Here is an 11757-nt window from a genome sequence, read left to right as displayed (position 1 = left end):
GCGCCTCGTGTCCGAGGCGCCGGCTCAGTGACTGTCGGCGGTCTGTCGCTGTGCGGTCTCGGCGCCGTTGTCGTCCCGCTTCGCGTTCTTGTTCCGCTGCCGACGTGCCAGGAAGCGTCCGAGAGCGGCGCCGACGAGCGCTGGGATGAACACGAGCAGGGTGGTGAACGATCCGCCCGCGAACAGCTCGACGAAGATCGAGTTCTGTCCCATGCCGGCGATGGCGTAGTTGCTCAACGCCCAGCAGATGATCGCCGAGACGACACCGGTGAACAGTCCGGCCTTGAGCCAGCGGATGGTGAGGTCGTCGTAGTCCTCGGGGTCGTCGTGAGCGCGACCGTCGGCGATGCCGTCGATGCCGCCCCAGATGATCGCGATGAGGACGACGACCGCGACGGCGATCGTCTTCCAGTAGGTGCCCTGCAGCGGCGCGTGCACTATGGCCAGACCGAGCAGCACCCGGGCCACCACGTGGACCACCGACATCGACACACCACGCAACAACCAGGCAACCATGGGCGGAAGCGTACCCAACGCCTGCGCCGACGTGTGCCGCAACACAGGAGTTCGCGCGCGGTAGCGTGACTGCGATGACCTCCCTGGCACCGTCGGTGACTGATCCGCACGACGTCCATCGGGCGCGTCGCGACCGTCTGCGGGCGGCCCTGGCCGATCTCGGTGCCGACCACGCCCTCATCGGCGATCTCGTCAACGTCCGCTACCTGACCGGCTTCACCGGCTCCAACGCCGCGGTCGCCGTCGCCGCGAGCGGCCCCGAGGACGACCGGATCGCCACCGACGGCCGCTACGTGACACAGGTGGCCGAACAGGTCCCCGACCTGCCCGCGGTCATCGGGCGCAACTGCCCGGCGACCCTTCTCGGTGGTGTCGCCGGCGGGTCGGCGGTCGCGGTGGAGGAACACGCGATGACGGTCGCGGCCTGGCGCGCGCTGGGTGCCGACGCCGACAGCGCGAGCCCTGCGATCCGCCTGGTGGCGCTCGGACCGCAGGTCGAGCAGTTGCGGATGGTGAAGGACGAGAGCGAGATCGAGCTCCTGCGGCAGGCCTGTCAGGCCGCCGACGTGGCGCTCGCGACCATCATCGAACGCGGTGTCATCGTTGCAGGACAGACCGAGCGTCAGGTGGCGCGCGCCCTGGAGTGGGAGATGTACGCGTGCGGGGCCGACGACATCTCCTTCGAGACGATCGTCGCCGCCGGGGCCAACTCCGCCGTCCCTCATCACCGCCCCACCGATGCGGTGCTCGCCGCGGGCGACTTCGTGAAGATCGACTTCGGAGCGGTCGTCGGCGGCTACCACTCCGACATGACGCGCACCTACGTGCTCGACCACGCCGCGGACTGGCAACGGGAGATCTACGACCTCGTCGCCGCGGCCCAGAAGGTCGGTCGCGAGGCACTCGCCCCCGACGCCGACGCACGCGGGGTCGACGCGGCTGCACGCGCGGTGATCGACGCCGCCGGCTACGGGGAGAACTACGTGCACGGCCTCGGACACGGCGTCGGTCTGCAGATCCACGAAGCGCCGGCGATCGGTGCGAGCGCGACGGGTACACTGCCATGCGGTGCGGCAGTCACCGTGGAACCCGGTGTGTACCTGCCCGGCAGAGGCGGTGTCCGCATCGAGGACACGCTGGTGGTCCGCGAGGGTGTTCCCGAGCTGCTGACCACCACCGACAAATCATTCTCCGTCATCTAGGGGCGCTCCGCGCCTGAGACGACGGTGACCATGCGCCCGCTCGCCGGGTGGAAGGAAGCGACACACACGTGGCCAGTACCGCAGATTTCAAGAACGGGCTCGTTCTCCGGATGGACGACCAGTTGTGGCAGATCCAGGAGTTCCAGCACGTCAAGCCCGGTAAGGGACCGGCGTTCGTGCGCACCAAGATCCGCAACGTGCTCTCGGGCAAGATCGTCGACAAGACCTTCAACGCCGGCGTCAAGGTCGAGACCGCGACCGTCGATCGCCGTGACATGACGTTCCTCTACAAGGACGGCACCGACTTCGTCTTCATGGACTCGGAGAACTACGAGCAGATCTCGGTGAGCCCGCAGACCCTCGGCGACGGTCACAAGTTCCTGCTCGAGAACATGAAGGTCCAGGTCGCCATGCACGACGGCAACCCCCTCTACGTCGAGCTGCCCGTCACCGTCGAGGTTCTCGTGGCCCAGACCGACCCCGGCGTGCAGGGCGACCGCTCGACCGGCGGCACCAAGCCCGCGACGCTGGAGACCGGCGCCGAGATCAACGTCCCGCTGTTCATCAACACCGGCGACAAGCTCAAGGTCGACTCGCGCGACGGCAACTACCTCGGTCGCGTGAACTCGTGACCTCGGTTCGTCCGCTCTACGTGTGAGGGCCGCGTGAAACAACCCGGTACCCGCCACAAGGCGCGTCAGCGCGCGGTCGACCTGCTGTTCGAGGCCGAGGCCAAGGACGTCTCGCCGGTCGACCTCATCGCGCAGCGGCGTGAACTCGTCGTCGACGACGAGAGCATCGGGATGATCCATCCGTACACCGCGCGGGTCATCGAGGGGCTCACCGCCGACCGCGCGCAGATCGACGCCGTCCTCACCTCGCACCTGCGCGAATGGACCCTGCCCCGGCTGCCCGCCGTCGATCGCGCGATCCTGCGCCTCGCGGCATGGGAACTGTTCAACACCCATGACGTCCCGCCCGTCGTGGTCGTCGACGAGGCCGTCGAACTGGCGAAGGAGCTGTCGACCGACGAGTCGCCCGCCTTCGTCAACGGCGTCCTCGGTCGCATCGTCACCCTGGCGCCGCAGGTCCGGGCGGCATCGATAGCGACCGGATCGGAGCCCGACACCGCAGGCGAGTGATCCGCCTCGCTCGAGGCGGGACAGGTGCGCGGCGACTGTTAAGGTTTCCCGCGGAAGCAGACATCCTTTAACGATCCGTCCCGTGAGGCGGAGAAGGAGGTCGGGTAGGTGACACCGGCAGACGGCGCGGCCGATGATCGGCGGATTCTCCTCGATTCCGGTGACGTGACCCGGACGATCGCGCGGATGGCCCATCAGATCATCGAGAAGACCGCACTCGACGACCCCGAGGCGCCGCGGGTCGTCGTCCTCGGGATCCCCACGCGGGGAACCACTCTGGCCCGGCGCCTCGTCGACCGCATCCGTGAGTTCTCCGGAGTCGACGCCGGCGTCGGATACCTCGACATCACCCTGTACCGCGACGACCTGCGCGCACAACCACACCGGCCCCTCGAACGCACCTCGGTTCCCGCCGGCGGCGTGGACTCCGCGCTGGTGATCCTCGTCGACGACGTCCTCTATTCCGGCCGTACGGTCCGGGCGGCGCTCGATGCCCTGCGCGACCTCGGACGCCCGTCAGCGGTGCAACTCGCCGTCCTCGTCGATCGCGGACACCGCGAGCTGCCGCTCCGCGCGGACTACGTCGGCAAGAACATCCCCACCTCGCGTACCGAGGACGTCTCGGTGCAGCTCGTCGAACACGACGGGATCGATCAGGTGGTCCTCGCCCCTGCGGCCCGGTCCACCGAGACACGGTCGGCCGCCGCCGAGAGGCGGACCCGCTGATGCGACACCTGTTGTCGGTCGACGACCTCGACGCCGCCGCTGCGCACGGCCTCCTCGACGAGGCCGAACGGTTCGAGCAGGCGCTCCTCGGTCGTGAGGTCCGCAAGCTCCCGACCCTGCGTGGTCGCACCGTGATGACCCTGTTCTACGAGAACTCGACGCGTACCCGGGTCTCGTTCGAGGTCGCGGGCAAGTGGATGAGCGCCGACGTCATCAACGTCAGCGCCTCGAGTTCCTCGGCGGGCAAGGGGGAGTCGTTGCGCGACACCGCCAAGACCCTGCGCGCGGCCGGTGCGGACGCGCTGATCGTGCGACATCCCGCCTCGGGCGCGGCCCACCAGATCGCGCGGTGGACCGCCGAGGACGGCGACGGGCCCGCGGTGATCAACGCCGGCGACGGCACCCACGAACACCCCACGCAGGCACTGCTCGACGCGCTGACGCTCCGGCAGCGCCTCGGGTCGCTCGAGGGCAGGCGTATCGCGATCGTCGGCGACATCCTGCACTCGCGGGTCGCCCGGTCCAACGCCCACCTCCTCGCGACCCTCGGGGCGCAGGTGGTGCTCGTCGCTCCTCCGACGCTGCTGCCGGTCGGCGTGTCGGGATGGCCCGTCGAGGTGTCGCATCACCTCGACGCGACGCTGCCCGGTGTCGACGCGGTGATGGTGCTGCGCGTGCAGGCCGAACGCATGAACGGCGGTTTCTTCCCGTCGGCCCGGGAGTACTCGATCCGCTACGGCCTCAGCGAGCGACGCCTGGCTCTGCTCGACGACGACGCCGTGGTGTTGCACCCCGGTCCGATGCTGCGCGGCATGGAGATCGGGTTCTCGGTGGCCGACTCACCCCGCGCCACCGTCCTGCAGCAGGTGAGCAACGGCGTGCACATGCGGATGGCCGTGCTGTTCCGACTCCTGGTCGGGACCGACGAGGAGGGTGTGTCGTGAGTGACCAACTGCTGATCGTCGACGTGGTCCCGTACGGCGAGGGCGACGCGGTCGACGTGCTCGTCGTCGACGGCGTGATCACCGAGATCGGCACCGACCTCGCCGCCGACGGCGCGCAGAGGATCGACGGGCGCGGCGGCGTATTGCTGCCCGGTTTCGTCGACCTGCACACCCATCTGCGCGAACCCGGACGCGAGGACACTGAGACCATCGAGACCGGTTCGGCGGCAGCGGCTCTCGGCGGCTACACCGCGGTGTTCGCCATGGCCAACACCGATCCGGTCGCTGACTCCGCCGTCCTCACCGACCACGTGTGGGCCCGCGGTCAGCAGGTCGGCCTCGTCGACGTCCATCCCGTCGGTGCTGTCACGGTGGGCCTGCAGGGAACGCACCTCGCCGAACTCGGCGCGATGGCCGACGGTGTCGCACAGGTCAAGATGTTCTCCGACGACGGCAAGTGCGTCCACGACCCGCTGCTGATGCGTCGTGCACTGGAGTACGCGAGCGGTCTCGGCGTCCTCATCGCCCAGCACGCCGAGGAACCCCGACTCACCGTCGGCGCCATCGCCCACGAGGGACCCACCGCCGCCCGCCTGGGTCTGGCGGGGTGGCCGCGCTCGGCGGAGGAGTCGATCGTCGCCCGCGACGCGATCCTCGCCCGCGACGCCGGTGCTCGCGTACACATCTGCCACGCGTCGACCGCGGGCACCGTCGAGTTGCTTCGCTGGGCCAAGGCGCAGGGCATCGCCATCACCGCCGAGGTGACACCGCACCACCTGCTCCTCGACGACTCCCGACTGCAGACCTACGACGCGGTCAACAAGGTCAACCCGCCGCTGCGGGAATCCGACGACTGCGTGGCGCTGCGCAAGGCCCTGGTCGACGGGGTGATCGACTGTGTCGCCACCGACCACGCCCCGCATGCCGAGCAGGACAAGTGTTGCGAGTTCGCGGTGGCCCGGCCGGGCATGCTCGGTCTGCAGACGGCGCTGTCGGTGATCGCGGCGACCGTGGTGGGACCCGACGGCCTCGACTGGCGTGGCGTCGCCCGGGTGCTCAGCGAACGACCCGCGGAGATCGTCGGCCTGCCCGATCAGGGACGACCGATCGCGGTCGGCGAACCGGCGAACCTCACCGTCGTCGATCCCGACGCGGAGTGGACGGTGTCGCGCAGCGAGCTCGCGAGCCTCAGCGCCAACACCCCGTTCGACACGATGACACTGCCCGCACGGGTGGTCGCGACAGTCCTACGCGGTCGGGTGACCGCGCTGGACGGACAGGTGCGATACCGATGAGCGGTGTGCTGGTGGTGGCGATCGTCGTCCTGGCGTGGCTGGGCGTCATCGCCCTGATGCTGCGCGGATGGCGTAATCGTGCACGGCGACAACAGGATCTGCTCGGCGCGTTCCCTGAGGTCCCGCTCGATCCGGGAGCGCTGCTGTTCGGTCCGCACACCGGACTCTACGTCGGGTCGACGGTGGCGCCGAGCTGGCAGGACCGGGTGGCCGTCGGCGACTACGGCGACCGCGCGTCGACGGAGTTCTCCGCGTTCGACAGCGGCATCCTGCTCAGCCGCCACGGCGCGAACCCGATCTGGATCCCGCGGGAGTCGCTCGTCGCGGTCCGGACCGAACGCGGACTCGCCGGCAAGGTGATGACCGCCGACGGCGTGCTGGTGATCCGCTGGCGGCTGCCCTCGGGCACCGAGATCGACTCCGGTGTCCGTGCCGACGACAAGAGCGTCTACCCGGCCTGGGTGGACCTCGACCCGGCAGCGGCGCCACCGCCCACCGACGACGACCCCTCGGTGACCGACGGGCGCGACGCCGAGCCCGACGACCCCACCGACACAGCGAAGGAGCAACGATCATGACCACAGCGGTGTTGGTGCTCGAGAACGGGCAGGTGTTCACCGGGACGGCGTTCGGCGCCACCGGCCAGACCCTCGGCGAGGCGGTGTTCTGCACCGCGATGACCGGCTACCAGGAGACCCTCACCGACCCCAGCTATCACCGACAGATCGTCGTGGCCACGGCCCCGCAGATCGGCAACACCGGCTGGAACACCGAGGACGACGAGAGCCGCGGAGGACGCATCTGGGTCGCGGGGTACGCCGTGCGCAACCCCACCCGCCGGGTGTCGAGCTGGCGGTCGACGGGCAGCCTCGACGACGCCCTCGTCGACCAGGGTGTCGTCGGGATCGCCGGCATCGACACCCGCGCCGTGACCCGCGTCCTGCGCGACCACGGGTCGATGCGTGCGGGCATCTTCTCCGGTGACGGGCTGGCCGACACCGACGTGCTGCTCGATCGGGTGCGTTCGGCGCCGTCGATGGCCGGGGCCGACCTGGCCGGTGAGGTCAGCACCGACGCCGAGTACGTCGTCGACGCTGTCGGCGACCACCGGTTCACCGTCGCGGCCATCGATCTCGGCATCAAGACCAACACCCCGCGGATGCTCGCCCAGCGCGGTGTCCGGGTGCATGTGTTCTCCTCTTCGGTCGACCCGCAGGTCCTCACCGACCTCGCGCCCGACGGGGTGTTCCTGTCCAACGGCCCCGGCGACCCGGCCACCGCCGACGATGCTGTCGCGCTCACCCGCAGCGTGCTCGACCGCCGGATCCCGTTGCTGGGCATCTGTTTCGGCAACCAGATCCTCGGCCGCGCACTGGGCCGCGACACCTACAAGATGAAGTTCGGTCACCGCGGCATCAACATCCCGGTGATCGACCACACCACCGGCCTGGTCTCGATCACCGCGCAGAACCACGGCTTCGCCCTCGAGGGCGAGGCGGGTGAGGAGTTCGACACCGACTTCGGGCGGGGTCGGGTGAGCCACACCTGCGCCAACGACGGCACCGTCGAGGGTGTCGAACTCGTCGACGGCCGCGCCTTCTCCGTGCAGTACCACCCCGAGGCGGCGGCCGGTCCGCACGACGCCGCCTACCTGTTCGACCGTTTCGTCACCGTGATGCAAGGAGTGCGTACCTGATGCCCCGCCGCAGCGATATCGACCATGTCCTGGTGATCGGTTCGGGTCCCATCGTCATCGGGCAGGCGTGTGAGTTCGACTACTCGGGCACCCAGGCCTGTCGCGTGTTGCGCGCCGAGGGCCTGCGGGTGAGCCTCGTGAACTCGAACCCGGCGACGATCATGACCGACCCGGAGTTCGCCGACGCCACCTACGTCGAGCCGATCACCGCGGAGTACGTCGAGAAGGTCATCATCGCCGAACGCGATGCCGGCCACCCGATCGACGCCGTGCTCGCCACCCTCGGTGGGCAGACCGCGCTGAACACCGCCGTCGCCTTGCACGAGCAGGGAATCCTCACCAAGTACGACATCGAGCTGATCGGCGCCGATTTCGACGCGATCCAGCGGGGCGAGGACCGGCAGAAGTTCAAGGACATCGTCGCCAAGGTCGGCGGCGAGAGCGCCCGCTCGCGGGTGTGTTTCACGATGGCCGAATGTCACGACACCGTCGCCGAACTCGGGTATCCGGTGGTGGTGCGTCCGTCGTTCACCATGGGTGGGCTCGGGTCGGGCATGGCCTACGACGAGAACGACCTGAACCGCATCGCCGGCGGGGGACTGGCGGCGTCGCCGACGGCCAACGTCCTCATCGAGGAATCCATCCTCGGGTGGAAGGAGTACGAGCTCGAGCTGATGCGCGACGGCCGCGACAACGTGGTGGTCGTCTGCTCGATCGAGAACGTCGACCCGGTCGGTGTGCACACCGGCGACTCGGTCACCGTCGCCCCCGCGATGACGCTCACCGACCGCGAGTACCAGAAGATGCGCGACCTCTCCATCGACATCCTGCGGGAGGTGGGTGTCGACACCGGCGGCTGCAACATCCAGTTCGCGATGGACCCCGCCGACGGCCGCCTGGTCGTCATCGAGATGAATCCGCGCGTGTCGCGGTCCTCGGCGCTGGCGTCGAAGGCCACCGGGTTCCCGATCGCGAAGATCGCCGCGAAGCTCGCCGTCGGGTACTCCCTCGACGAGATCGTCAACGACATCACCGGGGAGACCCCGGCCTGCTTCGAACCCACCCTCGACTACGTGGTCGTCAAGGCACCCCGGTTCGCGTTCGAGAAATTCCCCGGCGCCGACGACACCCTGACCACCACCATGAAGTCGGTGGGCGAGGGGATGAGCCTGGGACGCAGCTTCGCCGAGGCACTGGGCAAGGTGATGCGGTCGATGGAGACCAAGGCCGGCGGCTTCTGGACCGATCCGCCCACCGACGACTCCCTGGAGACGATCCTCGCCGACATCGCCACCCCGCGTGACGGTCGGCTCTACCGGATCATGGCCGCCTTCGACCTGGGCGCGACCGTGGAACAGCTCTTCGAGGCGACGAAGATCGACCCCTGGTTCCTCGCCGAGATCGAGGCCGTCGGCGCCCTGGGCGCGCGGGTCCGCGCGGCCGACACCCTCGACGCCGACCTGCTGCGCGAGGCCAAGTCCCACGGGTTCTCCGATCGTCAGATCGCCGCTCTGCGCAGCGATTTCGTCGACGACGCCGCGGTTGCCGCGCACCGCGACGCCCTCGGCGTCCACCCGGTCTACAAGACCGTCGACACCTGTGCCGCCGAGTTCGAGGCGAAGACGCCGTACCACTACTCGACCTACGAGACCGATCCCGCAGCGACCAGCGAGATCGCCCCGCAGACCGGGCGCGGCAAGGTGCTGATCCTCGGGTCGGGGCCCAACCGCATCGGTCAGGGCATCGAGTTCGACTACTCGTGCGTGCACGCGGCGACGACCCTGACCGAGGCCGGGTTCGAGACGGTGATGGTCAACTGCAACCCCGAGACCGTCTCCACCGACTACGACACCGCCGACCGGCTCTACTTCGAACCCCTCACCTTCGAGGACGTCGTCGAGGTGTACCACGCGGAGTCCGCCTCGGGCACCGTCGTCGGGGTGATCGTGCAGCTCGGTGGCCAGACCCCGCTCGGCCTCGCGCGACGGCTCGAGGAGGCGGGCCTGCCGATCGTCGGGACGAGCCCCGCCGCCATCGATCTCGCCGAGGACCGCGGCGAGTTCGGCAAGGTCCTCGACGCCGCCGGTCTGCCCGCGGCGAAGTACGGCATGGCCACCACCTTCCCCGAGGCCCGCACCATCGCCGCCGACATCGGGTACCCGGTGCTGGTCCGCCCGTCCTACGTCCTCGGTGGTCGCGGCATGGAGATCGTGTACGACGAGCCGTCGCTGGAGGGCTACATCTCCCGTGCGACCGAACTGACCCCCGAACACCCGGTGCTGGTCGACCGGTTCCTCGAGGACGCCGTCGAGATCGACGTCGATGCACTGTGCGACGGCACCGAGGTCTACATCGGCGGGATCATGGAACACATCGAGGAGGCCGGCATCCACTCCGGCGACTCGGCGTGTGCCCTGCCCCCGGTCGCGCTCGGCAAGACCGACGTCGCCGCGGTGCGGCGCTCCACCGAGGCGCTCGCGCACGGCATCGGCGTGAAGGGACTGCTCAACGTGCAGTTCGCCCTCAAGGACGACATCCTCTACGTCCTCGAGGCCAATCCGCGGGCCAGCCGCACCGTTCCGTTCGTGTCGAAGGCGACCGCGGTGCAACTGGCGAAGGCCTGCGCCCGGATCATGCTGGGGGAGTCCATCGCCGAACTGCGCACCTCCGGTGTGCTGCCGGCGACCGGCGACGGCGGCGACCTGCCGGTGGGCGCTCCCATCGCGGTGAAGGAGGCCGTGCTGCCGTTCAACCGGTTCCGGCGCGCCGACGGCACGGGTGTCGACTCGCTGCTCAGCCCGGAGATGAAATCGACCGGCGAGGTGATGGGCATCGACGCCGACTTCGGTCGGTCGTTCGCGAAGTCGCAGACCGCCGCCTACGGTTCGCTCCCGCTGTCGGGCAACATCTTCGTCTCGGTGGCGAACAAGGACAAGCGCGCCCTGCTGTTCCCGGTGAAGCGCCTCGCCGATCTCGGGTTCCACATCCTCGCCACCGAGGGGACCGCAGAGGTGTTGCGCCGCAACGGAATCGACTGCACACAGGTCTTCAAGCACTCCGACACCGACCTCCCCGAGGGCGCGGTGACCATCGTCGACACCATCCGCGCCGGCGAGGTCTCGATGGTCATCAACACCCCGTTCGGCAACTCCGGTCCGCGCGTGGACGGCTACGAGATCCGCAGTGCGGCGGTGTCGGTGAACATCCCGTGCATCACCACCGTGCAGGGTGCCGGAGCCGCCGTACAGGGCATCGAGGCCGCACTCGGCGGTGACATCGGGGTCATGTCCCTGCAGGAGCGCCACCGCGTGATGCGCAGCTCGTGACCGACGCAGGCGGTCGCACCGCCGACGGCGGGGGAGTCGACGGTGGGGGACTCGACTACGCCGCTCGACACCTCGATGCCGTCGCCCGTCGCGGTCGGCTGTGCGTGGGTGTCGACCCCCATCCGGCGCTGCTCACCGCGTGGGGCCTCGGTGACGACGTCGACGGACTGCGGGCATTCACCGAGACGGTGGTGCGCGCCGTGGCGCCCGTCGCCGCGGCGATCAAACCGCAGGTGGCGCTGTTCGAGCGGTTCGGATCGGCCGGCTTCGCCGTCCTGGAGGAGGCCATCGGCGCGATCGCCGCAGCCGGGGCGCTGGTGATCGCCGACGCCAAACGCGGCGACATCGGCTCCACCATGGCCGCCTACGCGAGCGCCTGGTTGTCCTCGGGGTCTCCGCTGTGTTCCGACGCCGTCACGGTCTCGCCCTACCTCGGTGTCGGATCACTGGATCCTGCGTTCGGCGACGCCGCCGGGTCCGGTCGTGGGGTGTTCGTCCTCGCCCGGACGTCCAATCCCGAGGGGGCGTCGGTGCAGCTCGCCGACCTCGACGGCACCACCGTCGCGCAGTCCGTGATCGACGCCGTCGCGGCCCGCAATGCCGCGGGCCCCGCCTCGCTGGGCGTCGTGGTCGGTGCGACACGTCCGCACGGTCTGACGCTCGAGGCCATCGGGGGACCGATCCTCGCGCCCGGCGTCGGCGCCCAGGGCGGCACACCCGCCGACGTGGCCCGGATATTCGACGGAGCACATCGCTGGGTCCTACCCGCGGTCTCCCGGGAGATCCTCGGCGCCGGTCCCGACCGCACGTCGCTGGTGTCGGCGACCGAGGCGATGCGAGACGCGGTGGAGTCGGCCCTGCACAGCTGAGCCGCCCTGGGCTCTCGCCGCAGCTCAGGACCGCAAAGCGA

Annotated in this window: 11 protein-coding genes; 10 read left to right on the top strand and 1 reads right to left on the bottom strand. The window is 69.5% G+C overall.

Annotation, left to right across the window (positions count from 1 at the left end; all coding sequences use genetic code 11):
- Positions 1-24 precede the first annotated feature (24 nt).
- Positions 25-516, bottom strand: a complete 492-nt coding sequence (locus ACQ7HM_RS19100; RefSeq protein ID WP_434217819.1) for a B-4DMT family transporter — start codon at positions 514-516, stop codon at positions 25-27.
- Positions 517-590: 74 nt separating this feature from the next.
- Here ACQ7HM_RS19100 and ACQ7HM_RS19095 point away from each other — a divergent pair, with 74 nt between their 5' ends.
- The 10 genes from ACQ7HM_RS19095 to pyrF all read left to right on the top strand — a co-directional run bounded on the left by ACQ7HM_RS19095 (position 591) and on the right by pyrF (position 11716).
- On the top strand, positions 591-1718 hold the full coding sequence (locus ACQ7HM_RS19095) for an aminopeptidase P family protein (protein WP_434217818.1): 1128 nt from the start codon (positions 591-593) through the stop codon (positions 1716-1718).
- A 68-nt stretch (positions 1719-1786) separates the two neighbouring features.
- Positions 1787-2350: an elongation factor P gene (gene efp / locus ACQ7HM_RS19090; protein WP_434217817.1), complete on the top strand. Its 564-nt coding sequence runs from the start codon at positions 1787-1789 to the stop codon at positions 2348-2350.
- Between the two features lie 33 nt (positions 2351-2383).
- A complete protein-coding gene (gene nusB, locus ACQ7HM_RS19085) occupies positions 2384-2860 on the top strand; it encodes a transcription antitermination factor NusB (RefSeq protein ID WP_434217816.1) in 477 nt (158 codons plus the stop codon).
- 108 nt (positions 2861-2968) lie between these two features.
- Positions 2969-3586 (top strand): bifunctional pyr operon transcriptional regulator/uracil phosphoribosyltransferase PyrR, encoded by a 618-nt coding sequence (gene pyrR, locus ACQ7HM_RS19080; RefSeq protein ID WP_434217815.1) that lies wholly within the window; start codon positions 2969-2971, stop codon positions 3584-3586.
- Entirely contained in the window at positions 3586-4530 is a 945-nt protein-coding gene (locus ACQ7HM_RS19075) for an aspartate carbamoyltransferase catalytic subunit (RefSeq protein WP_434217814.1), read from the top strand. The genes pyrR and ACQ7HM_RS19075 overlap by 1 nt, the downstream gene beginning before the upstream one ends.
- Positions 4527-5825 (top strand): dihydroorotase, encoded by a 1299-nt coding sequence (locus ACQ7HM_RS19070; protein WP_434217813.1) that lies wholly within the window; start codon positions 4527-4529, stop codon positions 5823-5825. Before ACQ7HM_RS19075 ends, ACQ7HM_RS19070 begins: the two co-directional genes overlap by 4 nt.
- Positions 5822-6403 carry a transporter gene (locus tag ACQ7HM_RS19065; protein ID WP_434217812.1) on the top strand — a complete coding sequence of 194 codons (582 nt, stop codon included), beginning with the start codon at positions 5822-5824 and terminating at the stop codon, positions 6401-6403. Before ACQ7HM_RS19070 ends, ACQ7HM_RS19065 begins: the two co-directional genes overlap by 4 nt.
- Positions 6400-7521, top strand: a complete 1122-nt coding sequence (carA, locus tag ACQ7HM_RS19060) for a glutamine-hydrolyzing carbamoyl-phosphate synthase small subunit (protein WP_434217811.1) — start codon at positions 6400-6402, stop codon at positions 7519-7521. The genes ACQ7HM_RS19065 and carA overlap by 4 nt, the downstream gene beginning before the upstream one ends.
- Positions 7521-10847 carry a carbamoyl-phosphate synthase large subunit gene (carB, locus tag ACQ7HM_RS19055; protein ID WP_434217810.1) on the top strand — a complete coding sequence of 1109 codons (3327 nt, stop codon included), beginning with the start codon at positions 7521-7523 and terminating at the stop codon, positions 10845-10847. Before carA ends, carB begins: the two co-directional genes overlap by 1 nt.
- Positions 10844-11716: an orotidine-5'-phosphate decarboxylase gene (pyrF, locus tag ACQ7HM_RS19050; protein WP_434217809.1), complete on the top strand. Its 873-nt coding sequence runs from the start codon at positions 10844-10846 to the stop codon at positions 11714-11716. Before carB ends, pyrF begins: the two co-directional genes overlap by 4 nt.
- The last annotated feature ends 41 nt before the right edge of the window (positions 11717-11757 follow it).

The sequence above is a fragment of the Williamsia sp. MIQD14 genome (assembly GCF_051025635.1).
GTDB lineage: Bacteria > Actinomycetota > Actinomycetes > Mycobacteriales > Mycobacteriaceae > Williamsia_A.
This window is presented reverse-complemented; position numbering and strand designations above follow the sequence as displayed.

What these genes read in the sequence shown, in the direction of transcription:
- ACQ7HM_RS19100 (WP_434217819.1), bottom strand. Translation starts at nt 516, where the DNA reads ATGGTTGCCTGGTTGTTGCGTGGTGTGTCGATGTCGGTGGTCCACGTG.
- ACQ7HM_RS19095 (WP_434217818.1), top strand. Translation starts at nt 591, where the DNA reads ATGACCTCCCTGGCACCGTCGGTGACTGATCCGCACGACGTCCATCGG.
- ACQ7HM_RS19075 (WP_434217814.1), top strand. Translation starts at nt 3,586, where the DNA reads ATGCGACACCTGTTGTCGGTCGACGACCTCGACGCCGCCGCTGCGCAC.
- ACQ7HM_RS19065 (WP_434217812.1), top strand. Translation starts at nt 5,822, where the DNA reads ATGAGCGGTGTGCTGGTGGTGGCGATCGTCGTCCTGGCGTGGCTGGGC.
- carA (WP_434217811.1), top strand. Translation starts at nt 6,400, where the DNA reads ATGACCACAGCGGTGTTGGTGCTCGAGAACGGGCAGGTGTTCACCGGG.
- carB (WP_434217810.1), top strand. Translation starts at nt 7,521, where the DNA reads ATGCCCCGCCGCAGCGATATCGACCATGTCCTGGTGATCGGTTCGGGT.